We start from the raw sequence: 25056 nt of genomic DNA, 5'->3' as shown, positions 1-25056 counted from the left end.
CACGTCCGCGCCAGCGAGATGAACCAGGGCCAGCCCGTGCCACCCGGCGCGATCAAACCGCAGAAGAATCGAGGTTGAGAATTGGCGTGATCGTCGCAATGAATTTTTTGGCTCAAGCGCGGATGGTTTACCGTGCGATCGAACCCTGCATGGACCGCGTCGAATTCCCGTTGCGGGTCGGCGATATCGGCGACAAGTCTCTTGTGATGTCGCCTGCGGCCGCGCCACGATGGCGGAACGAGCGAGCATGCCAGGATCGTGTGAATACCGGCGGCACCTTCTCGGCGTCGTTGACGGGAGCCTGCTGCGAACTGGAGGAGAGCTTGATGGCTGAAAGAACCGATGAACTCGCACGCGATGCGACATGGTGCGAGGAAGAACAAGAGGTCGGCCGCAGTGAAATCCGGCAGACCGCAGCGACCACCGCTATCACCGTTCGGCACAACTTCGAATCCGCGCATCGTCTGCCGCAGCTGGGCGGAAAATGCCAGAATCTCCACGGTCACTCCTGGTGGGTGGAGGCAACCGTCGCGGGCGAAGCCGGAACCGACGGCATAGTCGTGGAGTTCCATGACTTGAAGAGCTACCTGCGGGAGTGGATCGACGGCAATCTCGATCACGGGGCCATGCTGGGCAGCGAGGACGAACTCGTGCCGGCGCTGAAGGCGGCGGACTCCAAGGTGTTCTTGTTCGGCGAAGCGGATCCCTCGTTCGGTCTCAGCTGGCCGACGGTAGAGAACGTCGCTGAGCTTCTCACCCGGGTCACGGCCGGATACATCCGATCGCGGGGGTGGCCAGGTGTGCGCGTGTCCCGGGTCGTGGTGCGGGAAACCCATGTCAATGCCGCAGAGGTCTCTTGGTGAAGACAGACGAGGCCGACCTGGATCTGCTCGAGAACGGTGACGGCGGCATGCAGGCACTGCCGGTCTCCGAGGTGTTCGGACCGACCATCCAAGGCGAGGGCCCGTATGCCGGCCGGAGCGCCTGGTTCGTCCGGCTCGGCGGCTGCAATCTCTCGTGTTCCTGGTGCGACTCGCCGTACACCTGGGACGCGCAGCGCTTCGACCTGCGGCGTGAGATCCCGATGACACCGGTGGAGGAGGTTCTCGCCCGGATTCCCTCGTCGTCGCTTGTCGTCGTCACCGGTGGAGAGCCGCTGCTGCACCAGAGTCGACCGGCGTGGCGCGCACTGTGCACCGGGCTGAGAGCGCGTGGCTGCACGCTCCATGTCGAGACCAACGGAACGATCGTACCGAACGCGACCACTCGAGGCTTCGTCCAGACGTTCGTGGTGTCACCGAAACTCGCGAATGCGGGTGTTCATCGCGGCAGCATCGATCCGGCACTGCGCACCGGCTGGGCCGAGGTCGCGGAATCCGGCCATGCGCACCTGAAGGTGGTGTGCGCTTCGACCGACGATGTCGCGGGCGCCGTCGACATCGCTCGCACCACCGGTTGGCCCCTCAGCCAAGTCTGGGTGATGCCGGAGGGGACGACCGCACAAGAGCTGAACGGCCGCTGGCGCGCTATCGCGGACGCGGCTGCGCACGCCGGCATCAACGCTACCCATCGGCTGCACATTCTCGCCTGGCAAGATCGTAGAGGTCACTGAATGATTGACATCGAAAAGGTCGCGTCGAGTGTTTCCGACCTCCTGCTCGCGCTTGGTGTGGAGCGCGACTCGCATACGTACGACACACCCCGACGCGTCGCTGAAGCATGGGCCGAGTGCATCGCCGGATACGACATCGATCCGGTCATGCACCTGGACGCGACGTTCACCGGGCCGTCGGATCCCGGCCTCGTCGTGCTCAGCGGGATCCGCTTGACCTCCACCTGCGCGCACCATCTGCTGCCGATCACCGGCACCGCGACAGTCGCGTACCGCCCGCGACCGGGAGCACCCATCGTCGGCCTGTCCAAGCTCGCCCGCGTGCTCCATGGGTACGCGCGGCGGCTGCAGGTCCAGGAGCACATCGGCTACCAGGTGGTGGACGCGATACGCCAGAAGCTCGACCCGGTCGGCGCCGCGTGCGTCATCACGGCGGAGCACGGCTGCATCAGCACGCGGGGCGTCCTGGAACACGGCGTGGTGACGACGACGCAGGCGGCTGCCGGCGAGTGGGAGCCGGGGCACGCCGATCTTCAGGCGATTCTCGCGGAGCACACGGCCCGGAGCGTCTGAGCGTTCGTGCCGGCGCGGCTCCGACGGCGAATGAGGTCAAGAGCTCGCAATTCCCTGCCGGTCCGCACGACTGAGGTGTGCAACTGACGAGATTCCTCAGTTGCACGGACGGGATCGGTCCCGCGATCGGCGTACGTCATCTACGAATGGAGAACATCGATGACCCATGTCACCAACGTGCCCACGTTCTGGTGGGTGCCGTGAAACTCGGGATTCTCGCGTGGGAGAAAGCGGAGCCGGAAGCGATCGGGATGGCGGACGTCGCCAGGGAACGCGGGCACAGCGCCCTGGTGTTCGAGCTCGACGACGTACGCTGTGCTGCCAGTCCCGCGGGTGCGGTAGCGACCGTCCAAGGGACCCCGTTGTCGGAGTTCGACGTCATCCTCTGCCGGTGCGACCTCAGCACGCCGCCCTGGACGGAGAAGATCCAGCAGCTTCTGCTGCTCAACGGCGAACCGGGCGTGACCGTCCTCGATCCGCTGGACGTGCACATCAGAGCGGCGAGCAAGCGAGCCATGCTCCAGCAGCTCACACTGCACGGCATCCCCGTCCCGCCGACGAAGGAGTGCCACAGCGCCGTTGACGTGCGCGCCGCGCTCGACACGTGGGGCCAGGTGGTGGTCAAGCCGGCCCTGGGCTATCGAGGGCTCGACGTCGAGCGCCTCCTCGACGGCCCGACCACCTCGGCGCTGGAGCTCGTCGACACACTCCTCGAACGGCACGGCACGCTCCTGTGCCAGCCCTACCTGGAGCACAGGGGCGACTACCGGGTGCTCGTCATCGGGTCGAAGGTCTCCAGCTGCACGCGGTTCGACACCGCCGGCGACGACTGGAAGCCCTTCTCCGGTGACCTCGCCGACGATCCGGTGAGCTCCGCCCTCGTCGAGCCGTCCGACGATCTCGCGTCCCTGGCCCTGCGAGCTGTGAAGGCGACGGACCTGACGACGGCCGGCGTCGACATCGTCATCAGCGAGGCCGGCCTGACGGTGATCGAGGTGAACCCGGTGCCGGGCTGGGCCGCATGGTCCCAGGAAGCGGCACGCGTCCCCAACGTTCAGCTCGTGGAGTACGCGGAGACCCGGGCCAACGCCCTGGGTGGCGTCAGCGCGACGTCGGCACGGGGGTGGCGATGATGAGCCACGAGTCGATGAGCCGGCCGCAGGGCCATGCCGCCGCGGAGTCGCCGGTGGGCATCATCGGCACCGGCTCGTGCCTGCCGAGCACCGTTGTGACCTGCGACGAGATGGACCGGGCGCTCAATGCCAGGCCCGGATGGACCCAGCGTGCGACGGGGATCCGCGAACGGCGCCGTGCCCCCGCCGAGACATCACTCACCGACCTGGCCGTCGGGGCGGGCCAAGAGGCCCTCCGCGCCGCCGGCGTCAGCCCCGACGAGGTCCGCACCGTCATCGTGGCCACGGTCAGCCCCGACCCGCCGGTCCCGGCTGTCGCCGCCCGGGTCCAGGACCGCCTCGGCGCGACGCACGCCTTCGCGTTCGATCTCAACGCGGCGTGCGCGGGATTCGTCTTCGCGCTGGAGGTCGCCCGGCCACTGGTCGGGGTGGCTGTCGAGCGGCCGTACGTCCTGGTCATCGGCTGTGACCTCTGGTCGCGGATGACGGACCCGCTCGATCGTCAGACCTGGCCGCTGTTCGGGGACGGGGCGGGGGCGGTGGTGCTCGGCCCGGTCAAGGAGGGCGGGTTTCTGGCGACGGAGCTCGCGACGAACGGCGCGCTGGGCGATTACGCCGTGGGCGGCTTCGCACCTCCGTTGCCGGGCCGGGCGCCCGCCAGCGACGCCCATCTCTTCAGGATGCGCGGCAAGGAGATCTCCGAGTTGATGCTCGAGAAACTCCCGAAGTTGGTGAACACGGTGACGCAGAGGGCGGGCGTCACCGTGGCGGACGTCGACTATCTGATCTGTCACCAGGCGAATCCCAGGCTTGTGGCGCGCTGCGCCGAGGAAGCGGGCTTCGCCGGTGAGCGGAATGTGAGTACCGGCGAAGTGTTCGGCAACACCGTCGGAGCGTCGGTGCCACTGGGAATCGACGCGGCGGTGCGGGACGGCCGGCTGCGACAGGGATCTCTGGTACTGCTCGCGGCCTTCGGCGCAGGAATGTCGTGGGGAGGCACCCTGATCAGCTGGTCGAACCCGGGTGCCGGAGTGGAGGAGCCGTGAACATAACCTGGAACAAGCGACAGTCGGAGATCCGAGAGCGGTTCCACGAGGTCGCCACCGAACTGGTGGCGACCGGGACCGATGCCCGCGATCGGGACGGATCCTTCGATCGCAGCATCTGGAAGGAACTGGCCGCCACCGACTTCTGGCGGCTGCAGGTGCCGGTGGAGATCGGAGGTCTCGGCCAGGACGGCTGGGACTGGTTGGCGGCGATGGAAGGTCTCTCGCTGGGCGCGCGTGATCTCGGTTTCCTCATGTCCGTCGCGTCGCAGAGCGGTCTGATCCGGCTGCTGGTGACGGCCGGCACCCCCGAGCAGCAGGACAAGTGGCTGCCGGGTCTGACATCCGGGGACATCGCGGCCACGGGGTCCACTGAGGAGTCCGGCGGGTCCGACGTCCGGGGGTTCTCGACCCGGGCGGTCCCTGCGGCCGACGGCGGCTTCATCCTGAATGGCGCCAAGGCGCACATCACGAACGCGCCCGTCGCGGATGTCGTCATGCTGGCGGCCCGTACCGACACCGAGCCCGGGACCTTCGAACTCAGCCTGCTCGTGACGCGCACCAGCGTCGACGGGGTCGAGATCGGACCCGGCGAGGATCTCCTGGGCCTGCGGACGAGTCCCACCGGGCCGATCAAGTTCCGCGACGTGCACCTCGGCGCCGACGCGGTGATCGGCGGCGTCGGCGAGGGCTTGACGTGCCTCTACAGCACGCTGGCGTACGACCGGATCCTGTTCGGGATCATCGTCGGGAGCTCCCTGGAGGCACAGCTCGCGCCGCTGGTACGGCAGCTCGAGACCAGGCACGCGTTCGGCGCACCGCTGAGCGAGCAGCAGTACATGCAGGAGAAGGTCGTGTCGCTCGCCATGGCCGTCGAGGGGTCCCGAGCGCTGGCCTACCGGTCGTTCGACCAGCTGGACGGCCGGCACGACGGATACAGCCTCAGTGCCTCGGTGACGAAGCTGTTCGCCTCGACAGGTCTCGTCGGCTCGGGCCTCGACCTGGTCCAGGCGTTCGGCCACTCGGGCTACGAATCCGGCAGCGCGGTGGAGCGCAACCTGCGCGACTCGGTGGCCTTCAAGATCGCCGCCGGGACGGACGAGATGCAGAAGAAGAACATCTTCAACCACGTGCGGCGTGCGTACCGGTCCCGCGAGCTCGCCTGGGGTCCGAAGGAGTCGGGGACGCGATGACGGGAGCATCCGCACTGCCGATGGTGGATCGGGCCAAGGGGGTCATGGTCGTCGACACCGACGGCCGGGAATACGTCGACGGGTGCTCGGGCACGATCTGCGTGAACATCGGGCACGGCGTGCCCGACGTGCTCGAGGCGATCGCGAGGCAGTCGCAGCTCGTGACGTTCGCCCATCGCAGCCAGTTCCGCAATCAGCCCGTCGAAGACCTGTCCGCCATGGTCCTGTCGATCGCCGGCCCCGGATACAAGGAGGTCGTCTACACCAACTCCGGCTCCGAGGCGATGGAGACCGCGCTCCGGCTCGCCATGCACCACCACACCGGGACCGGGCGAGACATCATCGTCTCGCAGCGACCGAGCTATCACGGCATGACCGCCGGCGCGCTCGCGGTGTCCGGGCATCCGCCTCGCCGCCGCAACCTCGACGCTCTGCTCGGCGGGGCGGCGAAGCTGGAGCAGGTGTCGTCCTCGCGCGAGGCCGACATCCTCCCTTCGCTCGAGGACTGGCTGTCCGTCCTCGAGCGGGTGGATCCCGCACGCGTGGCCGCCGTGGTGCTTGAGCCCGTCGGCGGGGCGGCCGGTGGAGGGGCGGAGACGGACGCGCTGACGCTCCGGGGGCTCCGTGAGTTCTGTGACAGCGCCGGGGCGCTGTTGATCGCGGATGAGGTCATGACCGGGTTCGGCCGGACCGGTGAATGGTTCGGTGTCACGAAGTCCGGGATCACGCCCGACCTCCTGGTCACCGGGAAGGGCCTCAGCGGTGGCTACCTTCCGATCGGCGCGTGCGTCGTGGGGGACGGCGTGCTGTCTGGTGTCTCGGCGGCGGAGGTGTCGATGGGGCACACGATGAGCGGCAACCCGCTGGCCGCCGCGGCGGCGCTCGCCGTGCTCACGTACACCCGCGACCACCGTCTCGTCTCGCGGGCGCGGGAGGTGGGCGCCTACCTCCGGCGAGAGCTGGTGACGATCGCACGGTCGACTCCCCTCCTCCGGCCGCCGCGTGGGCGAGGTCTGCTCCTCGGCGTCGGAATCGAGCAGGACCCGGTCGGTTTCGCGACCACGCCTTTGAACCGCCGGATCGTCGACGCCGCGCTGCGGAACGGGCTCCTGGTGTACCCCTCGGGCGTTGACGCGCGTACGCAGTCGGTGCTGGTGTGCCCACCACTGACGATCCGAGACCGAGAGGTCGAGATGCTGATCGCGCGCTTCACCCGCGCGGTGTCCGAGTCGTTCGCGGCAGAGCGCGTCTGAGGAGGCTGACGATGACGACCCTGTACGTCGGGAACTCGTTCAACGAGACCCTTGTCGGCGACCTCAGCGAGTTCGACCCCCTGGAGCGCCGAATCGGTGGCAACCTGTCCTGCCGGTTGGTCTGGTTGATGGAGCCCCGCGACCTCCTCGTCAGTCCGCAGCCCATCAGCGACGAGTTCCTCGCCTACGCCTCCCGGCTGAAAGGCGTGCCGGTCACATCGGCGGACGTCGTCGTTCCGCCGCCGGGCGGATTCGGCGAAGACGTGCTGACGGCGGACCGGCTTCGAGGGGCCCGGTTCGTCGACGAGTTGCGGGCGGCGGTCGCCGGCCGAGGACTCGATCGCATCGTCCCCTACTGCTACGACCAGATCATCGCGTCGCTCGCCCGCGACGTCGGCATCGGGTCGCACGACGCGAGTGTCGCGTTCTGCGAGGCCGGCGGCGCGGACCTGCTCAACCGGAAGACCGTGTTCCGGGCGCTCTGCGGGGGAGCCGGCGTCCCCGTCGCCGAGGGCCTGGTGACCCGGTCGGTGAGCGACGCCACCGACTTCGTCGCCTCGTTCATCGAGGCGGGGCGGTCGGTGATCGTCAAACAGGACGCGCACCAAGGCGGACACGGCAACGAGATCCTCACGCCGTCGGCGGACACCGCCCAGTTGGGAGCCGCCGTGCTCACCGTCGTCGCCGACCGCCACGCCGTCGAGAAGCGACTGGGCGAGCAGTGGCCGCGCTTCAGCTCGAACGGCCGCGATCCCGTCGTCATCGAGCACTACCTGCGGGACGCGATCTCGCTGGGGTGCGAGGTGGACGTGGCCGGTGAGTCCGCGGTCATGCGCCACACCGCGGAGATGCGGATGACGCCCGTCTTCGACGGCCTCCTGATACCCCCGGGTTCGATCTCCGACGAGTGCGACGCCGAGTTCTCGCGGTATGCCCTGGAACTCGCCGGCGTCGTGCACGCCATGGGCTATCGCGGGTTCATCAACATCGACGGACTGGCGGCCGACGACGGCAAGACCGTCGTCCTCAACGAGTTCAACGGACGCCTCGGCGGCTCCACCCATCTCCACTGGATCGGCCGGGCGCTCTTCGGCGACGACTACCTGCGACGCCGCCACCTCGTCAGCAACAACGACCTGAAGGTGGACTCGTTCCCGGCCGCCGTGGCGGCGCTGGAGCGGGCCGGCCTGGCGTTCGACCCCGAGCGTGGCGAGGGCGTCATCCTCACCTGCGACCACACCGTCCAGTCCGGGGCGGTCGAGTACTGCGCCGTCGGGGCCGACGCGGCCACAGCCGATGACTACGAGCGGCGGCTCCACCTACTGCCGACGTCGCGCTGACGACATCCGCGGAGAGCCGAGCGAACGTCGGACACCAGTCATGGCTCCCCCGGTCCGCTGTGATCAGCGGCCGTGAGGGAGCCTCTACATGTCAGGAGAGATATCCGTGATCAGCAATGAACGCCGTATCACCGTCAGTCCGGAGGACTCGGCCTCGCGCTGGGGGAACCCTGGTGTCGAGGTGCTGTCGACACCGGCCATCCTCGGCCACGTGGAGCGTCTGTGCGCCGACCTCCTTCAGCCGCGGCTGGCGCCCGGCGAGGTGACGGTCGGCGTGCGGGTCGTCATGAACCACCGGGCCCCTGCCCGGGTCGGCGACGTCGTCGTCATCGAGGCGACCGCTGCCGGCGACGGCTCGCAGCCTCAGTTCGACTTCGCCGTCAGGAGCGTCGAGGGCGGTGTGCTCTGCGACGGCGTCCACCAGCGCGCCGTGGTCGACGCCGACCGGTTCCGGGCCCGCATATCGGCCTGAGACCCCATGGCACCGCGCACCTCGGCCGCTCGCGGTCCGGCGAAAGCCGTCGCCGCGAGCGGCCGAGGTGCGGGTTTTGGCGGCGGAGCGCGGTCAGCCTCGCGCCGCCGGCTGGGTCAGGCCCCGGCGGACCGGGAAGTACTCGAGCAGCGACGACGTGCCGTCGACGGCGAGGGCGAGCACCTCGACGAGTCCGTCGCCGGGGCAGGGGTGGTAGACCTTGGCCATGTCGATACGAAGCCGCCACAGCTCCGTCAGCGCGGTCATCACGTGGTCCCACAGGATCCGCTGCTCGGCCGTGTCGTCGCCGTCCAGCGGAGCGACACTCCGGTAACCGGCGAGAGCGACGTCGACCAGGTGTAGGGGTATCTGCGCGAAGTCGATCGCCGGATCGAACCAACCCGCGTCATCCCAGTCGATCAGCGCGCCGAACAGGCCGTCGCACTGCAGGATGTTCCCCGGCTTGAGGTCGCCGTGCACGAACCGCCGATACCGGTTCGCGCTGCTGACCGAGGGCTTCAGGGCCGTCAGCAGTTCGTCGAACCACTCGGCCAGGTGCGAGGCCACCACGCCGGCTTCGACGAGTCCTGTCAGGATCGTGGCGTGGTCGAGCGGGCGGGACCACGCCTCCAGCCAGCCCCTCGGATCGTCCACGTGACCCACGGTGTGGTGGAGTACGGCGAGTTCACGTCCGACGTCGTGCCAGATGGCCGCGTCGGACGGCAGGGCCCGTGCGGACGGGGTCACCGAGTCGCCGCGCACGTACTCGAAAACCGAGAACGGGACGCTGAATATCTCCAGGCTGTCGTCGAACGCGACGAGTGATCCGGTGCGGACACCTGCGGAAGTGGCGACCGGCACCGCGACTGACGCGGTGAGTGTTTCTCCGATCGCCCGCGGATGGTCACGCGGTATTTTCAGGATATACTCGTCGCCGAGCCGGTACACTGAATGCACATTGCCCGATGAATTGAGCCGCTTCGTTTTCCGTGGATCTACGTCGAGCTGATATCGGTCGATGACCGCCGCGGCCTGGACCGGCGTCACGGTCGGGAATGGAGCGCCATCGTAAGGCGGCCGAATCGGGCGTCGAATCGATGTCATGCTGAAATACTCCCCGCGCTGAATATGTCGATCTCCGGTTCGATTAGGCGAGATTCGCATGCCTAAACTACCTCCCCCGGAACCGATGTAAAACTACTTCGAAGAGGTGTGCAATGCCTGAGTCCGAGACAGAGCGATCGGAGCTGATGGCGCGGCTGGTGAGAGGAGGACCGGTCAGTTCCTCGATCGGTCACCTCCAGCAGGTGTTCTCCGGGATCACCGATCGCCTCCGAATGACACCAGCCGAACAAGTCGCCACGCGACTTCGCGGCTGGGACAACTACCAGCGCGCTTCCCTGGGGCGCGGCGAGACCCCGGCGCTGGCCGCCGGCGCGATCAAGTCGTCCTTCTCGCTGTCCGAGACCACGTTCCAGCCCCGTGGGGAACCGGGACTCGAACTCCCCGACGCGACCGAGGTGCCGGCGTTCGCACACCTCGACGGCATCGTGCGCCTCGCGGCGCAGCTGGCGATCCCGAAGGAATTCGACGAGCAGCGCGTCATCGTGACACTGTTCCTCTACCGGGTGATCGCGCGCGCCGGGCAGGTCTACGAAGGATTCCTTCACCGCGACATCGCTTCCCCACAGGAGCCGGTGGGCAGTGTGATCTTCTATCCCACGGTGCGGACGCGGAACATCGAGGGGGCGGAATTCGGCGCTCACTTCTCCGGCCTTCCCACCGATGAGCTGCAAGGCCGCGACCACGACGTCACATTCGCGCCCGAGGAGTACGAGGGTGCCGCACTCGTCCTCGGCTACCCGCACAACCTCGCGCACGGTGTCCGGCCGGGAAAGAACCCCCACGCCGTCCTGCCGGACGCGACGAGGGCTCGCGCCGACGACGTGCGGGAGCTCCTCGACCCCCGCGAGACCACCTTCGTGAAGGACATGGCGGTGCTGACCTTCACGCAGACGACAGCGATCGAGGTGGACATTCCCTGAGCCGTTCGACGGCGCGGCGGGATCGGAAGAGTTCGAGCACGCCGGGTACGGAACCGCCCATACCCGGCGTGCTGGCCGGCGGAGGAGGACACTGGATGAATCGTCCTGACAGTGGCTATGGTGATCTGGATTTCCGCATCGATATGCGACGGCACACCTGGCCTGGGAAGCTCATCGCCGTTTCAGGCATCGACGCCAGCGGAAAGACGACGTTGATCCGGTGCATCGTGGCGGAGGCGAGGCGCCGCCCGGTCGTGGTGCGGCGCTTCAAGTTCCCGTCCCGGAAGCTGAAGGACACGGCGCTGTTCCGCGAATTCGACAGGGATCGCCAGGGCAGTCTGGACCGTGGTTTCATCGACCCGTTCGGATTGACGCTCGTGCTGCTGGGAGACCGCCTGATCACGCTGCACAATCACGTGCGGAACCATCTCCGGGCGGGGCATACGGTGATTATCGATCGATATTTGTTCACGACGCTGGTGGAGTTCTTACTGACGCCGCACTCGGCCGCAGAACGGCGTACCGTCTGGGACTGCGCCGGGCATTTTCCCCGGCCGGACTGCTATCTTTTCGCCGACGTTCCGGTGGAGGTCGCCGCCGAACGGCTGCGTGACCGTGGGGGAGCTGAGGCGGAGTCGGTCGATCTGGAAGGCATGTCCATGAGAGCGAAGCTCTTTCGTGAATTCGCAGCGCTGAACGACGGCATATCGGTTCGAACGGATATCGGCCTTGCGTATTCCATGGGAGCTGTCAGGGAGCGTCTCATCGCCATCGGCGCGCTGCCTTCTCAGACCTGCGATACCGGGAGAGTCAAGAGCGCCCGGGAGCAGCGATGAGTCACACCGACCGAAGCGAGGACTGGACTCCCGTCGTACTGGACGGGCAGTCCCATGAATTCCCCGGTCGGCTCCTGGCCATCGAAGGATCGGACGGATCCGGGAAGTCCTATTTCGTTTCGTGGCTCATGGCGGCCATGCGTGACGAAGTCCCGTGCACGCACGTGTTGATGCCGGGAGAGCACATGCGCGCCTATGACCTCTGGCGGGCATGGAGCGACGAGTCTCTCGGCTTCGATCGCAGCCTCATCGACGATGTCGGCTTGAAGCTGATGGCGGTCGGCGATCGCTTGGTCCGGCTGCGGGCGATCATTGAACCCGCTCTCCGGCAGGGGCACCTCGTAATCTGCGAGCGATACGCCCTGACCCCGCTGGTGTTCAATTCCGAAGCGATGTTCTCGGAGCCGCTGCGACGACTTTACCGGCCTGATCTCGGGCTGTTGTTCGACGCGCCGAGCGATCTCCTTTTCGACCGGGTGCTGGCGCGTGCTGACTCACCCGTGCACCCGCAGACGCGGCACGACAAGGAGGTCGAGGTCAGGCGGTTTCGTGAGTTGGCCGAAGAGAATCTCTACTCAGTTGTGGACACGAGCGCACCCAACGACTTCGAAGACGTCAGACCTCTCCTGCGGGAGATGTTGCGACCGAGGGCGGGCGGGCTGTCACGAGTCCCGGCGAACCCTGAGGACTCCGCGAAGCCGCCATCGCAGGCCGATGGCGATCGTATTCCGCTGGTGCGAACAGGTCTTGGGAGTGTGAAGAACCGATGAGTGATGGCGTCATGTCGGCGAAGGTTCACGGCCGCGGCCGACGGTCCGCCCGCATCCTGGGAATCGGCGCCTATCGGCCGAACCGCGTCGTCGGCAACGAGGAGATCAGCAAGCACATCGACTCCGACGACAGGTGGATCCAGACCAGGTCGGGCATCGTCTCGCGCCGGTTCGCGGCCGCCGAGACCATCCCCGAGATGGCGGCTTGGTCCGCGAGCAAGGCGCTCAGTGCCGCTGGCCTCACTCCGAAAGACGTGTCATGCGTCATCCTCGCGACGATGTCCTATCTGCACCAGGCGCCGCCGGCGGCCGCCGCGTGTGCCGCGGAACTCGAGGCGACCGGTGCCGCGGCTTTCGATATCGGAGGGGCCTGTGCGGGGTTCTCCCAGGCCCTCGCGGTGGCAAGCAGTCTCGTTTCCTCGGGTGACGCGCAGTATGTGGTGGTCGCCGGCGCCGAGCGTATGAGCGACATCGTCGACATCACAGACCGGTCCACAGCATTCCTGTTCGGCGACGGCGCCGGCGCTGTCGTGATCGGACCCTCGGAGCAGCCGGGCATCGGTCCTGTCGTCTGGGGCAGCGACACCACGCATCTGCACGCGATCGAGCAGAGCGCGTCCTTCTCGGCCTTGAAGACACCGAGTGCTGTCCGGTGGCCCTACCTGGAGATGGCAGGGACAGAGGTGTTCCGGTGGGCGATCAGCGCACTCGCGGATGTCATCCGTGAGGCGTTGGACGCCGCGGGCCTCGAGCCCGGTGACATCAACGCGCTCATACTGCATCAGGCGAACGTACGGATAATTGAGAGCGTCGCGGGTCAGCTCGAACTGCCGATGTCCGTTGTGGTGGCGCGCAGCATCCGTGAGGACGGCAACACGTCGGCGGCGTCCATTCCGATGGCACTGGAGGCGTTGTGTGCCACCGGACAGGTCCAGCCCGGCGACCTGGCGTTGCTGGCCGGGTTCGGCTCCGGGCTCGGCTACTCGGCGCAGATCGTCACCGTTCCCTGAGCCTGCTAGCTTTCCCCTCACCTGGTCCGCAGTCAAGATCTGGTACTGCCACGCCCGCTTGATGGCGCGGGCGCGGTTACGGGCCTGCAGGTTCGTCAGCAGGTCGCGGCCGTCCCGGCGGATGATGTCGACCGGACGCTTCAGCTCGGTGGACATCTGCGCGGACGTCAAGCCGTGCCCGATCAGCGCCACGAGATCGCGCTGTTCCTTGGGGAGAAACAGCCCTGTGAACGACGGCGATATTCCCCAGGCTGAACGTCACGTAATTCCCCAGGTCCTGGCGTGATGGGGACTACTTGATCGAGGGTTTGCCTGGCTTGTCGGTGGGGTTTTTGGGGCGCTTGTTCGGGCGGTAGCTGGGTCCGTTCATGATGACTTGATGGCTGGTGTTGATCAGCCGGTCCAGGAGGGACTCGGCGACGACCGGGTTGGGGAAGAGCGGATACCAGTCGCTGGGCGCCCGGTTGCTCGTGATGATCAAAGAGCGGCCTTGTCGCTCGCTGACGAGCTCGTAGAGGTCGTCGGCCTGCGCCGCGGAGAGCTGGCGCATCGCGAAGTCGTCGAGGATGAGGACGTCGGGCCGGATCAGCTCCCGGATGCGTTTCTCCCAGGTGCGGTCCGCGTGGCCGCCGGCCAGCTCCGCCAGGATGCGGCTGGTCTTGGCGAAGCGGACGTGGGCGCCCTGGCGGATCGCGAGGTGGCCCAGGGCCTGGGCGATGTGGGTCTTGCCGACGCCGACCGGCCCGAACAGGATCACCGACTCGCCGGCGTGCAGCCAGCGCAGGGCACCGAGGTCGCGGATCTGGGCGGCGGGAAGTTTGGAGGAGGCGGTGAAGTCGAACTCCTCCAGGGTGACCTGCTGCTCGAACTTCGCGCGGTGCAGGCGGCGTTGGAAGGCGACGGTCTCGCGGCGGGTGATCTCGTCCTGGCAGAGGACCTGGAGGAAGTCGAGGTGGCCGAGTTCGCCGCCGTGGGCCTGGGCGAGACGGGCGTCGAGGGTCTCGAGCATCCCGGACAGTCGCAGGGCTTTCAGCGACTCGCGCAGGGCGGTGTCCATCACGCTCATCGGGTCGCCTCCTGTCCGCCGTCGTGGACCTGGTCGCCGAGGTGTTCGTCCGCGAGGTCGGGGGGTGCGGCGGTGGCGAACAGCCGCTTGGGTCCGTGCAGGAAGGCCGCGGCGCCGGCGTCGCCGCTGCCCTCGGGTTCGGGATCGGTCTCGGTGCCGGCGATCAGGATGCCCTTGATGGTGCGGTAGGAGGGGTCGCCGACCGCGATCGCCTTCGCGCAGGCGGCCTCCAGCCGTCCTTCGCCGTACTTCTTCTTCAGTCCGAGGACCCCCTGGGCGGCGCGGAGCCGGTAGAGCGCGTTGACCTCCAGCAGCTGGTCGACGACCTCCCGGCAGGCGTCGCCGACCTCGGATGCCTGGCTGCGGCACCAGATCGGCGTGCGCATCTGGAAGGCGATCTTCTCCGGCGGATAGTCGGAGCGGTCGGTGCGTTTGCCCTGCTCAAGTGCCGCGTGAGTCTTGACCAGTTCGCCATCGAGGAAGACCTGCACCATCGTGGCGGTGGAACGGACGTCGACCTTGCGGCCGATCAGTTTCCAGGGCACCGAGTAGAGGGTGCGGCCGACTTTAATGTGAATGTCCGGGCCGACCACGGCAGTTGACCAGCGGGCCAACACGAACGGGGTCTGGGGCAGGGGCAGCAGCAGCTCGGCCTCAATGGCCTCGAAGACCGCCAGCGGGGCGGCCCCGCCCAGCGGCCTGCACTTCCGGCGGCCCGCGACCTTTCTGGCCCAGGTGACGGCCTCGGCCTGCATATGCTCGATCGAGGTGAACTCCCGCCCGCGCCAGAACGAGTCGCGGATATAGGGCATCGGGCGCTCGACCCGGGGCTTGTCCTTCGGCTTCGCGGCGCGGGCCGGATCCACCAACGCGCCGTAGTGGGTGGCGAGTTCGGCATACGCCTTGTTGATTTTGGGGTCGTAGAGGTCGGGCTTGTCGACGCCGGTGCGCAGGTTGTCCGGCACCAGCCGGCGCGGGACACCGCCGAAGTAGCGGAACGCGGCCACGTGCGCTTCGGTCCAGGCGTGCTGGTGCAGGGTCAGCACCGGCCGGATGAACATGTGCCGCGAGGCGGGCAACACCATCACGAACACCCAGATCCGGTGGCGCCGGCCGGTGCGCGGATCGACCCACTGGCCCAGGAAGCCGTAGTCGATCTGGGCCTCCGATCCCGGCTCGACGTCATCGCGCAGGACGGTGACCTGCGAGGCGTTCACTTCGTCCGGCAGCGTGGCGTGCACCCAGCGGCGGAAGGAGGACAGCGAGACCTCCAACTTGTGCTCGTCCCGCAGGCGTTGGTGGATCGTGGAGACGGTCACCGTCCCCAGCAGGCTCTTGATGTAGTCGCGGTGCTGGTCGATGTCCGGCCAGGTGATCTGCCGCAGCCGCCGGTCGGCGAGCTCCGGGAACCAGCTCTTGATCAGCTTGGCCCAGTCGTCCTCGCTCATCGGCGGCCCGCCCGGGGTGATCCCGGCCAGTTCCGCCGGGGCCAGGTACTTCCTGACCGTCTTGCGGTCCACCCCTAGCGACGCGGCCAGTTCACTCTTCGAGCGGCCCGCGTACCAGTGGACGTAGATCTCGCTGATGTCGACCACGGTGAACGATCTCCTTGCCATCCGGTGCGTCCATCGACCTCTCAACCCGCAGGTCAAGGGACAGCACATGCGACTTCGCGATGGCCAGGGCCCTCAATCCCAACTCCGTCATACCCATGGGGAAAACGGTGGATTCGGGGTGTCCCATTACATGACGCTCAAACCGCCCTAGATGGGGAAAATCTTGACCGCTCACAAGCCCCTCGGGGTCCAAGAGATCCGGGCGGGCGATGGCATCGGTGGCGTACCCGACGGCGAGTGCGGCGGCGTTCTCGCTCACACCGTGCAGCTTGCGCTTGGCGAGCTTGAGGTAGCCCGCGCCAGTGCCCTCGCGGATCTTGAGGTCGAGCGCGACCGCGGCGAGCGTGTTGCCATCGGCCAGGCCCTCAAGGATCTGTCGCTCCCTGGGGGCGAGGACGATCCTGGCGACGGTCGTCGTGGTCACTGTTCTTCTCATTGGCGGGCGTGAGTGATTTGCCAGCACAGCGCGGCGAATAGCAGCACCTCAGTGGCCGCGAGCCGGTGTATGGCGGGTGCCGGCGGCCGACGGCGCCGCAATTGGCGTACGACGGCGATGGCGAGCGTGCCGAGCAGAGCAAAGGCGAGGCAGCGGGGGTTCCGCCCGGTGCTGTGACGCCTCGTCTCCCCCGTGGGGGACGTAGAGAGCCGTGGCCCAGCGCCGGGCGGCGAGTCGGGCAGACAGGGGATGCCGCCCGACGTCCGCTAGGGGAGTGCGCGTCATGAGGCGGCTTCTCCCATCAGGTCGAGAACCGAGAGGATGGCCAGGGCGAGCCGTCGGAGGTGGCCCGGTGCGTCATCGGGGTGGGGGTGCTCGGCGCTCACGTAGATCAGGCGTCGCATCTCGTCGACCGGGTACGGCTGCACGAGGTACGGAACGATCTCCACGAACGTGGTGGTCGCCTTGCGGAACCGCGCCGTGATGGCCGTGACGAGTTGCGGGGCAGCATGGGCGTACTCGCCGAGTACGGCGTCCAGGTCGTCGTACAGCTGCTCGTCGATCGCCTCGCTGGCGAGGGAGCGGCGAAGGCCGTACAGGACCACGCTCATCGTTTCGTGATCGTTGGAGGCTCGTGGGTTCAGCAACCGCACGGCGACGTCAGCCGTCACTGCGACCATCACAATCTCCCATCGGGGATCGCCAGGGAGCACCACGTCATCGTGCCGTCGGGGCTCACGCCCCACTCCTTCGCGACAGCCGCGACGAGTAACAGGCCGCGGCCGTTCTCGTCGGCCAGGTCGGCAGAACGCAGCCGTGCCGGCGTCGGGGTGCCGTCGGTTACCTCGATGCGCAGTTCGCAGGCGGAGCGCCGCACCCTGAGTCCGACCGGTCTCCCCTTGCCATGCTTGATGGCGTTGGTGACCAACTCGGAGACGACGAGCGTGGCATCGTCGGTGAGCATCGTCAGGTCCCATTGGCTCAGCTGGGCCCTGGTGATTTGTCTCATCTGGCCAGTGCGGATCTCAGCCGGGAGGAAGTCGACCTCGAAGCCGCTCTCAACTGCCTGGTTCCCGGCTGAGGCACTAAGGGCGACAAACCCGGTGGACGTCATCGCACCCCAGGCGAACGTGATGCTTCCCTCAGCCATCATCCCGCCTCCGAGAGCATGGGTGTGCGGACGGAAGTCGGGGCGGGAACGAACCCCCGCGGCATGGGAAACAGGGGCTGACCAAGAGCACGCCAGAAGAGCCGATCGCCGGTGAAGGCACGTCGTGCGTGCAGCCAGCGTTCGTTGTCCAGCAGGTAGCCCTGGCCAGGAGCCAGGCCGAGACGCACCTGATGGCGCACGGCTGCGGCCCGCAGTTGCGGGAGGTAGGGCTGCACCATCGGGTTCCAGCGCGCCAGCCCGTCGAACCGCAGGCGAACGGACACCCTCAGATCGTGGTGGACCGTGAACACCTGTGTGGCATGACCATCTCCGGCGCCGAAGAACGCGGTGCGGGGTTGCGCCAGCGCAATCCCGGCCTGCCGTTCACCAGTGAAGAGGTCGGAGTGCAGGGCCTGCCCATCGGTGAGCAAGCATTCCCCACCGGTTACGGCAGCTTGCCCACATACAAGGAGCATCAGACGGGGCGGATTGGGTGTGCCGGAGCGTTCGGTGTGCGGATCGAGGGGGCCGTTGCCGAACCCGGCAAAGCCTGCCCGATGCGCGTCGCGTCGGGTGTCGCAGATCGTGGTGAGGCCGTCTGGGTCGCTGTCACGGTGCGGCACCAGATTCATGATCCGGGTGACAAAGGCGAGCACGGCAGCGCGCGAGGCAAGACCGTCGACAGTGACCAAGCCCGTTTCCCGCAGCCGCCCCGCGATCCTCTCTTCCGCCCCCGGCAGGGCGAGGTCGATACGGTTGCGTACGAAGACGTCGGCGTTCGGCTGATGAACTCGGCGCATCCTGGCTCTCCTTACCGGCGATGTGGTGCTTCCACTGTTCGGCGCCGCTGGGCCGGGGGTAAAGCGACAGATTGTCGACTCCGGCAATTCGCCCATGCCCAACTCGCGCCACGGGTCGCGTGCTACGTTCCGAACACCCCCGGCCGTACGTGCAATCCGAGGAGAGCGATGGCGTACACGCCCCCCACCTGGCCCGTCTCCGTCAAGGGCGTGGCCGTGGACAGCCGCCGACGCGTACTGCTGCTGAAGAACGAACGCGAGGAGTGGGAACTGCCCGGCGGCCGACTCGAACCCGCGGATGACACACCTGAGTTGGCAGTGGAGAGGGAGATCGAGGAAGAGACCGGCTGGGCGGCCAAGGCCGGTCCCCTCCTGGACGTGTGGATCTACCAGCCCCTGCCCGCGACCATGCCGGACCGTCGAGTCGTGATCGTCACCTACGGCTGCATCGTCCTCACCCCGGACAAGACTCCCGTGCTGAGTCACGAGCACAAGCAGCTCGGCATGTTCACCGCCGACGAAGTGCCCGGTTTGACCATGCCGGACGGATACAAGCAGTCCATCGCCGCCTGGTACGCACGGATGTGACGGGCCATGGACAGCGCGATGGTCGCACGGCGCTCGAAACACGCCCTGTGGCACTGGGCAACCCCACAGGCTGAGGCGGTCCTCGCCACCCGCGATCTCGGAGCCATCCTGCGCTTCCACCGCGCCGTGCACGGCATGAACCAGTCCGAACTCGGGCAGCTTCTCGGCTACGACAAGACGTACATCTCGCTCCTCGAACTCGGCAAACGGAGCCTTGAAGACATCGCCTCTCGCCGGCACATCGCCGAGGCCCTGCGTCTGCCTCCGCACGTTGTCGGCGTGACCGATCGCGCGGACACCGACCACCGCGCCATGCTCCAGTTCGGCGATTCCACGGTCCGCCTCGCCGAGATCGCTCGACAGTCCGGGCACGCCTCTGAAGCCGTCGCGGAGCTGTGGCCCCTGGTCGCCCGGCTCGAAGCACGAATGGAGGACGGGCACACGGAGCGGGACGTCTTGCACCTCCTGGCCCGAGCCCGTGTCGGCCTCGGCGTCGCCCTGGGCAACGTCCTGCCGGAGGAACGACTGAGCACCGCCGCCCGCTGGACCGCGAAGAGCATCGATATCGCCCGTTATTTCGGAGACGCGGCCTTCAATTCCTACGTGTTGCGCATGCATGGCAACGAACTGCGCAAGGCCCGCCTCCACCGCGGGGCGAAAGCAGCTGTGCTGCCGCTCCTTGCTCGCGCGGCTGGCGTCCTCCGGAACCAGCCTCTCTTCGACGAGGCGATGCGGGCGACGGACCAGCTTCTCGACGATACAGAGCACACGTCGTTGTTCAACCCCTATGCCCTGCACGAGATCCGGCTGCGGGGGCTGATGGCTACTGGCAGGACCGACGTGGCTATACAGCTGGTCGAGCAGGGCAGTCCTGTGCCGACGACCACCGTTGCCCCGCAGTGGCGCGTGATCGAGCTCATCACAGTGGCCCAAGTACGGCTGGCCGCCGAGGACGGCGGCGGCGCCGCTGAGTCCCTGCACACCGCCGTCGACGAAGCTGTCCGCCAGCGCCTTCCCCACCAGTTGCAGCGCATCGTGCGCGCGGCGCACTACCGGCTGCCAGAGATCAGGGAAGTCGCAGACCATGCCCTGGACCGGATTCGGAAAGAGATGGCCGCGTAACTTGATCTCGTCCCAGAGCAGCACCGGGTGGCCTCGGTCGCCTGACTTAAGGAACGTGGTCATGGCCCCATCGCACCGCGCTACGCAGCCGTCTACCAGGGGAATCCAGGAGGGGAAAAATCTGTCAAGGGGGGAAACCCAGGGGGGAATTGGGGCCATGATTGGATTCCGCCCACGACAGAGGTCACACTCATGCCAGATCCGTTCGCGGAACTGTTGCTCCGGCTCCGGAAGGAAGCAGGCCGGACGCAAGAGCAGCAGGCAGACGCGATCAACGCTGTCTCCGGCCGGGCAAGCCTGACCCGCCGGGAGATCAGCCGCTATGAGAAGTTCGAGAACGTCCCAACGAACCACACACTGGCCCACATCGCGGCGGCCTCCGGCGTCCCCTTCGAAGAACTACTCCGGGAGGCCAAGGCCGCCCGCGCCCGACGGCGGAGGGGGAATTTCCGTGAAGAGGAGGACCAGGACGACGTGAAGCGCCGCCAGCTGCTGGGCAGCGCCGCCATCGGCGTAAGCGCGGCTGCCGAGCCCTGGGGGCGGCTCGCCTTCGCTCTCAGCAAGGGCTCCCGCATCGACACGCCCGCTGCGGTCGCGCTCATCAACCGAGCTGCCGACCTGCACGTCCAGGAACTCAATCTCAGTGCCCGCCGCCTGCAAAACACGGTTGAATCGCACCTTGATGCGATCACCGTAACGCTGCCTCACGCCGGCGAGCACGAACGGGCTCTCACCATCGCAGCCGGGGAAACCGCTGCCCTTGCCGGATGGGTGGCCTGGGACCTGGGCGAGTACGACAAGGCTGGCGCCTACTACGACGTCACGACCGAGTGCGCGGCGAAGGCCGGGCATCCTCCCCTCAGAGCCTTGGCCCTCACCTACGCCAGCTACGGGGCTCCGACATCGAGGAGGAAGCTAGAACTCCTGTCCCAAGCCTCCCAGGATGTGCGCGGCCACGGCAACGCAACGGCCGCAGCCTGGGTCCTCGGAAGGCACGCGGAGGAAGCTGCCGTAGTCGGCGACGAGAAAGGGGCGCTGCGTGCGCTTGACCGAGCACGCTTCGCTTACGACTTCGCGGATCACATCAGCGAACAGGCATGGGTCCGCTTCGTGACGCCGTACCGGATGGATTCGTTGGCCCTTTCCGTGTACGGGCAGTTGGGGCGATCCGAACTCACCGCCACGGCCGACACCGCGGTCGACCGCCTCGGGGACGAACTACCGGATGGCGGCGTCGTCGTCCTCGGCGATCTAGCCTCGGCCCTGCTCCACGGAGGCGACGTCGAACAAGGCGTCTACGTATCACACCAGTTCACGGCCGCGTCACATGCCAAGCCCAACACGATGGGCAAGGAACGCGCGGCGAAGATCGCCGCACGGCTCCCCGACCGTGAGCGGGAACTCGCCCATCACTTGCGGCAGTTCGCGTCCTGAGTCCATTCCCTCGTTCGGTACACCGGCAAGCTCAGAACAAGACCGCCGTCGACCACACTGCACGTCGCTCTTCAGTCCCGCGTTGTCTCCTCAACAACCCACGACAGATACGTCTCCGACCCGCCGGTCACGGGCAGCGTGATCCACTGGGGGACGTCGTACGGGTGCTTCTCGAACAGCCATGCCTCCAGCTGCGGGAGACGGTCTGTCGTCGTCATGTACGAGATACGCCACTCCAGCGCCGTCTCAACCTCGTTCTTCCACCAGTAGACGGCGGTGATCGGCGCGTCGATGTGAACGCCGGCTGCCAACTTGCTCTCAACCGCACCCCGTGCCAGCGCCTTTGCCTGGTCCTCGTTGTCGATGGTTGTCTGCGCGATCACAATCTCGTTGGCCATGCAACTACCTCTCCAACTCGGCGTACTACGACCCTACCCAGCCGCCTCCGGGTGGGCGCGGATGGGCGTACATCTGGCCGGGCGGGGAGGCCCAGGCGGAAGACTGGGACGCCGCCGAGTGAAGGACACCGCAAGCGTCAGATCGCCGGACTTTCTGGTGCCTCCGTCGGGACGGCTTCCACCTGGCTTGTGCCGCGGTCGTAGGCCCACTGCTGTCGTGATGGTGTCTGGTGCGCGTCTTGGGGAGTCTTCTCGGAGCGGACCTCGGCGGTATTGGTATCCCGCACCGCGAGTTTCGTGAACACCTGCTCCGCGCGGTCCAGGGTCAGCCGCATTGTGCCGTACGGTCCCACCGCGTACCCGGCGCGATGCCCGTGCAGGTGCAGTTCCTCCACCGCTTGAACGCCGGCGTCGACCTCCGGCACGTCGTCCGGCGGGACGAGAGCGTGTAGTTCTTCCTCCCACTCCCAGCCGAGATCGCGGAGCACGGTTCGAGCCTCTTCCTGCTCCCAGCCGCTTCGCGCCACTAGTCCGTGACGGGGGTCCGTCGAGAAGACCATGTCGGGGTTCGTCATCATCCCGCCATCTCCCCAACTCGTGCCGCTACCTTCGACTTTTCGGTGCTATCAGCTACCTGTGCGGTCCAGGCTGAGAGCTGGAAGCGCGCAGGACGGTCCTCGTGCCGTCCAACCCGGCACTCGTCGCCGGCCTTGCCGAGGGCCTTGTTCATCCGGGTGAGGAACCGGTCGTACTGCTCGTGCCAGATCACGGTCGAGCCCGCGTCCGCGTACGCATCGGTTCGGGCGAAGGCCAGGGCCGCGATCTCGTACCCAAGGCCCTCGTGCTTCGTCCAGCACGGCGGGATGACGTCCTGTGGCTGCCAGGCATACGTCCAGTTCAGCCAGCGGCACACGGAGTCGAGCCAGGCGGGCATCGGCGCGATCAACTCGGCTGGCAGGGCCCCCAGATCCCACGGAGCGGGGCCGTCGACCACGGACTTCTCCGTGCTCCGCTCCGCGATGTACTCCAAGATCAGCGCGGGCGGCTCGGGGAAGGGCTCGAATTGCGCAAGGAGATTCGTCATGCGGCAGCCGCCCCCTCGCGGTCAGCCCAGGCGGCGGCGTGAGCCTTGGCCCGGTTCTTCTGCGCCGTGGCCTGCCGTGAGCGCTCCGTCTCGTTCGCCGCTCGCAGGTCGCGGACGTGACCTTCGATCTCGGTCCAGGACTCCCAGGTCCACATGCCGTCGAGACGCGTGATGATGGGCGGGAGGTTGTCCGCGAGGACCAAGGCGTGGCCTTCCGGAAGAGCCCTGATCTCGTCTCCGCGCAGGACCGGTTCCAGTGCCATGTGCGTGGCGGTCGAGTGGCCGCCGCGGTCTCCCCCAGTCGTGGTCTTCGTTGTGCGCTCCCGTTCAACCTGTCCGCACAGGTCGGACATGTCCTTGAGGAAGGCCGGGTCCTTGTCCCCGCTGAAGACCACGACGTTGTTGGTGAACGCCGCCAGCTCCTTCGCGGTGTCCTCGCCGAAGCGGGCTCGGGCGGACGCCCAAGCCTGAAGCCCGTAGATGACCGTGATGCCTCGGCCACGGCCGTCGGCGACGCGCTGGCGCAGGCTTGGGATGGGCGCGATGTTCGGTGCCTCGTCCAGGGCGGCGAGGAGGGCCGGGTCGAGCCGTCCGGCCGGGGAGGCGATGGCGTGAGCCTCGGCGAGGTCGAGCAGGTCTTCGGCTATCGCCGTGGTCAGCGGTGCGACGCTGTTCACCTCCGAGTCCTTGCCGAGCAGGTAGAGGGTGCCTCCTGCGTCAAGGAACTCGTGGAAGTCCGTAGCGTCCTCTCCGTCTCCTTGGAGAGCGCGGATCACCGTTTGGTGCATGAAGGGTTCGAGGGCCGCGTCGAGGGTCGAGGCGGTGTTGCCGACGGTGCGGCTGTCTCCTGTGGTGGCAGTGCGGAGCATGTCCGCCCAGCCGGGGCCGGCGCCGGGATGGGTGTTGAGGATGCCAAGGGGGGCGGGGTCCGTGAGCTTGCGGGCCCACTTCAGCACCCACTCGAGGTTGGCGCCGTCGAGGGCGGCGGCGTGGAAGAAGGCGGCGAGGATCTTGGATGCCTGTCCCTTGTAGAAGGCGCTGCCTTCGCTGGACTGTGCCGCGGAACCGGGGGTCCGTGATCCCGCGACGAACGCCTTGGCCCTCATCATCGCGACCTCCGTCTCGGAGGCGCCGTTGATCGGCGTCCAACGGAACTTTGGGAGGGAGGGCGCGATGTTCTGCGGGTCGAAGACCATGACGGGTCGGCTGTCACACCGCCGCGCATCGAGGGTGAGTTCGACCAGGTCGGGCTTGGTCGAGGTGGCCAGGACCGGGCCGGCCCAGTTGCGGATGGTCGGAGCGAAGAAGCGCAGGGTCTTTCCGCTGCCCATGGGACCGATGACCCGGCATGCCTTGTCAGCGCGAGACCACAGCTCAACGCCTTTCGGGCGTTGTGAGGTTCCCAGCGAATAGCCGAAGTCGTAAGGATCAAGGATGTGGTGCATGACGTGCTCCGGAGCAAAGTGGGGCGAGGAGAGGGGCGGATCAATGACCGGCGGAGCGGTCCTTGGCGAGACTCACCGCTGATGCACGAGCGGGCTGGTCGTCACCGCGGGTGAGGGAAGGGCGGATCTCCGTGGCTCTCAGGACCGCCTTGGCCGACATCTGGCGCTTCAGCTGCCCCTTGCTTGCGAATCCGGCATTGCGTCGGCCCCGGTTCATCAGGACCCAGACAGTCATCAGGACCACCGCGCACACGACGGTGAGGGCGTACAGGGCCAGGGAGATCCCGCTGGGCATGACGTCCACTACTCGGCCCTCCGCGCGACGCGGGCCGCGAGGTAGCGCATCCGTCGGCCGCAGAGCTGGGAGAGGGACGCGTCGGGCCCGGCACAGCGCGGCGGCGCCGTGTGGAAGGCGCTGTGCAGGTCCTCGGCAGCTCGCCAGATGTGGGCGACGGCCGTATGGACGCGGCCCCCGGCGGCGGAGTAGTCGCCGTGGTCCAGCACGGTGGCCAGTGCCTTCGTACGGCGGGCGAGTGCGAGGGTTTCGGCGTGCAGCTGGTCGATGTCCTGACGCACCGCGTGTTCGTCGGTCGGGAGCGGGGCCTCGTCGGTGGTGATGGTCATGGATGGGGCA

General features: G+C 67.4%; 29 protein-coding genes. 16 read left to right on the top strand and 13 right to left on the bottom strand.

Translation table 11 applies throughout. From position 1 onward, the window contains the following. Positions 1 to 86: 86 nt before the first annotated feature. The 9 genes from AB0I98_RS27570 (at position 87) to AB0I98_RS27530 (ending at position 8622) form a co-directional block, all read left to right on the top strand. Positions 87 to 863, top strand: coding sequence for a 6-carboxytetrahydropterin synthase (locus tag AB0I98_RS27570; protein ID WP_362946381.1), 777 nt, complete (start codon positions 87 to 89; stop codon positions 861 to 863). Continuing rightward, positions 860 to 1612, top strand: coding sequence for a 7-carboxy-7-deazaguanine synthase QueE (locus tag AB0I98_RS27565; RefSeq protein ID WP_362946378.1), 753 nt, complete (start codon positions 860 to 862; stop codon positions 1610 to 1612). The genes AB0I98_RS27570 and AB0I98_RS27565 overlap by 4 nt, the downstream gene beginning before the upstream one ends. Continuing rightward, complete coding sequence (gene folE, locus AB0I98_RS27560) at positions 1613 to 2185, top strand: GTP cyclohydrolase I FolE (protein WP_362946376.1); 573 nt, start codon at positions 1613 to 1615, stop codon at positions 2183 to 2185. It abuts the gene before it with no gap. 200 nt (positions 2186 to 2385) lie between these two features. Further along, positions 2386 to 3318 carry an ATP-grasp domain-containing protein gene (locus AB0I98_RS27555; RefSeq protein ID WP_362946373.1) on the top strand — a complete coding sequence of 311 codons (933 nt, stop codon included), beginning with the start codon at positions 2386 to 2388 and terminating at the stop codon, positions 3316 to 3318. 14 nt (positions 3319 to 3332) lie between these two features. Next, positions 3333 to 4364 (top strand): ketoacyl-ACP synthase III, encoded by a 1032-nt coding sequence (locus tag AB0I98_RS27550; RefSeq protein ID WP_362946371.1) that lies wholly within the window; start codon positions 3333 to 3335, stop codon positions 4362 to 4364. Beyond that, positions 4361 to 5557: an acyl-CoA dehydrogenase family protein gene (locus AB0I98_RS27545; protein ID WP_362946368.1), complete on the top strand. Its 1197-nt coding sequence runs from the start codon at positions 4361 to 4363 to the stop codon at positions 5555 to 5557. Before AB0I98_RS27550 ends, AB0I98_RS27545 begins: the two co-directional genes overlap by 4 nt. Continuing rightward, positions 5554 to 6810: an aspartate aminotransferase family protein gene (locus AB0I98_RS27540; protein ID WP_362946366.1), complete on the top strand. Its 1257-nt coding sequence runs from the start codon at positions 5554 to 5556 to the stop codon at positions 6808 to 6810. Before AB0I98_RS27545 ends, AB0I98_RS27540 begins: the two co-directional genes overlap by 4 nt. Positions 6811 to 6821: 11 nt before the next feature. After that, the gene (locus tag AB0I98_RS27535; RefSeq protein WP_362946364.1) at positions 6822 to 8150 is read left to right on the top strand and encodes a peptide ligase PGM1-related protein; all 1329 of its coding nucleotides are present in this window, start codon (positions 6822 to 6824) and stop codon (positions 8148 to 8150) included. 88 nt (positions 8151 to 8238) lie between these two features. Further along, the gene (locus tag AB0I98_RS27530; RefSeq protein WP_362946362.1) at positions 8239 to 8622 is read left to right on the top strand and encodes a hypothetical protein; all 384 of its coding nucleotides are present in this window, start codon (positions 8239 to 8241) and stop codon (positions 8620 to 8622) included. A 93-nt stretch (positions 8623 to 8715) separates the two neighbouring features. Here the strand turns inward: AB0I98_RS27530 and AB0I98_RS27525 are convergent, their stop codons facing one another. Beyond that, positions 8716 to 9669, bottom strand: coding sequence for a phosphotransferase (locus tag AB0I98_RS27525; protein ID WP_362946359.1), 954 nt, complete (start codon positions 9667 to 9669; stop codon positions 8716 to 8718). Positions 9670 to 9959: 290 nt separating this feature from the next. Here AB0I98_RS27525 and AB0I98_RS27520 point away from each other — a divergent pair, with 290 nt between their 5' ends. The 4 genes from AB0I98_RS27520 to AB0I98_RS27505 all read left to right on the top strand — a co-directional run bounded on the left by AB0I98_RS27520 (position 9960) and on the right by AB0I98_RS27505 (position 13283). Then, entirely contained in the window at positions 9960 to 10667 is a 708-nt protein-coding gene (locus tag AB0I98_RS27520; protein WP_362946356.1) for a hypothetical protein, read from the top strand. Positions 10668 to 10762: 95 nt separating this feature from the next. Further along, entirely contained in the window at positions 10763 to 11503 is a 741-nt protein-coding gene (locus tag AB0I98_RS27515) for a hypothetical protein (protein ID WP_362946354.1), read from the top strand. After that, on the top strand, positions 11500 to 12273 hold the full coding sequence (locus tag AB0I98_RS27510) for a hypothetical protein (RefSeq protein ID WP_362946352.1): 774 nt from the start codon (positions 11500 to 11502) through the stop codon (positions 12271 to 12273). The genes AB0I98_RS27515 and AB0I98_RS27510 overlap by 4 nt, the downstream gene beginning before the upstream one ends. 11 nt (positions 12274 to 12284) lie before the next feature. Then, entirely contained in the window at positions 12285 to 13283 is a 999-nt protein-coding gene (locus tag AB0I98_RS27505) for a beta-ketoacyl-ACP synthase 3 (RefSeq protein ID WP_362946350.1), read from the top strand. A gap of 292 nt (positions 13284 to 13575) precedes the next feature. Here AB0I98_RS27505 and istB read toward each other — a convergent pair whose 3' ends face one another. The 6 genes from istB to AB0I98_RS27475 form a co-directional block, all read right to left on the bottom strand. Beyond that, on the bottom strand, positions 13576 to 14349 hold the full coding sequence (gene istB / locus AB0I98_RS27500) for an IS21-like element helper ATPase IstB (protein ID WP_362946347.1): 774 nt from the start codon (positions 14347 to 14349) through the stop codon (positions 13576 to 13578). Continuing rightward, positions 14346 to 15944 (bottom strand): IS21 family transposase, encoded by a 1599-nt coding sequence (gene istA, locus AB0I98_RS27495; RefSeq protein WP_362946344.1) that lies wholly within the window; start codon positions 15942 to 15944, stop codon positions 14346 to 14348. The genes istB and istA overlap by 4 nt, the downstream gene beginning before the upstream one ends. Then, a complete protein-coding gene (locus AB0I98_RS27490; protein WP_362946341.1) occupies positions 15889 to 16389 on the bottom strand; it encodes a hypothetical protein in 501 nt (166 codons plus the stop codon). Before AB0I98_RS27490 ends, istA begins: the two co-directional genes overlap by 56 nt. 293 nt (positions 16390 to 16682) lie before the next feature. Further along, a complete protein-coding gene (locus AB0I98_RS27485) occupies positions 16683 to 17081 on the bottom strand; it encodes a DUF6415 family natural product biosynthesis protein (protein WP_362946339.1) in 399 nt (132 codons plus the stop codon). After that, on the bottom strand, positions 17081 to 17554 hold the full coding sequence (locus AB0I98_RS27480; RefSeq protein ID WP_362946336.1) for an ATP-binding protein: 474 nt from the start codon (positions 17552 to 17554) through the stop codon (positions 17081 to 17083). Before AB0I98_RS27480 ends, AB0I98_RS27485 begins: the two co-directional genes overlap by 1 nt. Further along, positions 17551 to 18351, bottom strand: a complete 801-nt coding sequence (locus tag AB0I98_RS27475) for a TauD/TfdA family dioxygenase (protein ID WP_362946334.1) — start codon at positions 18349 to 18351, stop codon at positions 17551 to 17553. Before AB0I98_RS27475 ends, AB0I98_RS27480 begins: the two co-directional genes overlap by 4 nt. Positions 18352 to 18519: 168 nt before the next feature. On the opposite strand from AB0I98_RS27475, the gene AB0I98_RS27470 reads away from it, so the two are divergent. The 3 genes from AB0I98_RS27470 (at position 18520) to AB0I98_RS27460 (ending at position 21495) form a co-directional block, all read left to right on the top strand. Next, a complete protein-coding gene (locus tag AB0I98_RS27470; RefSeq protein WP_362946331.1) occupies positions 18520 to 18939 on the top strand; it encodes an NUDIX hydrolase in 420 nt (139 codons plus the stop codon). A 6-nt stretch (positions 18940 to 18945) separates the two neighbouring features. Then, positions 18946 to 20061: a helix-turn-helix domain-containing protein gene (locus tag AB0I98_RS27465; protein ID WP_362946329.1), complete on the top strand. Its 1116-nt coding sequence runs from the start codon at positions 18946 to 18948 to the stop codon at positions 20059 to 20061. Positions 20062 to 20253: 192 nt separating this feature from the next. Beyond that, positions 20254 to 21495 carry a helix-turn-helix transcriptional regulator gene (locus tag AB0I98_RS27460; RefSeq protein ID WP_362946327.1) on the top strand — a complete coding sequence of 414 codons (1242 nt, stop codon included), beginning with the start codon at positions 20254 to 20256 and terminating at the stop codon, positions 21493 to 21495. Between the two features lie 71 nt (positions 21496 to 21566). Here AB0I98_RS27460 and cutA read toward each other — a convergent pair whose 3' ends face one another. The 6 genes from cutA to AB0I98_RS27430 all read right to left on the bottom strand — a co-directional run bounded on the left by cutA (position 21567) and on the right by AB0I98_RS27430 (position 25046). Next, positions 21567 to 21893: a divalent-cation tolerance protein CutA gene (gene cutA, locus AB0I98_RS27455; protein ID WP_362946325.1), complete on the bottom strand. Its 327-nt coding sequence runs from the start codon at positions 21891 to 21893 to the stop codon at positions 21567 to 21569. 137 nt (positions 21894 to 22030) lie between these two features. Then, complete coding sequence (locus AB0I98_RS27450) at positions 22031 to 22471, bottom strand: hypothetical protein (RefSeq protein WP_362946322.1); 441 nt, start codon at positions 22469 to 22471, stop codon at positions 22031 to 22033. After that, positions 22468 to 22977, bottom strand: coding sequence for a hypothetical protein (locus tag AB0I98_RS27445; protein WP_362946320.1), 510 nt, complete (start codon positions 22975 to 22977; stop codon positions 22468 to 22470). Before AB0I98_RS27445 ends, AB0I98_RS27450 begins: the two co-directional genes overlap by 4 nt. Next, complete coding sequence (locus AB0I98_RS27440; RefSeq protein WP_362946318.1) at positions 22974 to 24308, bottom strand: TraM recognition domain-containing protein; 1335 nt, start codon at positions 24306 to 24308, stop codon at positions 22974 to 22976. The genes AB0I98_RS27445 and AB0I98_RS27440 overlap by 4 nt, the downstream gene beginning before the upstream one ends. 154 nt (positions 24309 to 24462) lie before the next feature. Next, the gene (locus tag AB0I98_RS27435) at positions 24463 to 24717 is read right to left on the bottom strand and encodes a hypothetical protein (RefSeq protein WP_362946315.1); all 255 of its coding nucleotides are present in this window, start codon (positions 24715 to 24717) and stop codon (positions 24463 to 24465) included. An 8-nt stretch (positions 24718 to 24725) separates the two neighbouring features. Then, positions 24726 to 25046, bottom strand: coding sequence for a DUF6238 family protein (locus AB0I98_RS27430; RefSeq protein ID WP_362946313.1), 321 nt, complete (start codon positions 25044 to 25046; stop codon positions 24726 to 24728). Positions 25047 to 25056 lie beyond the last annotated feature (10 nt).

The sequence above is a fragment of the Streptomyces sp. NPDC050211 genome (assembly GCF_040656035.1).
Taxonomy (GTDB): Bacteria; Actinomycetota; Actinomycetes; order Streptomycetales; family Streptomycetaceae; genus Streptomyces.
The sequence above is the reverse complement of the archived record's forward strand: the minus strand, read 5'-3'. Positions and strand labels throughout refer to the sequence as shown.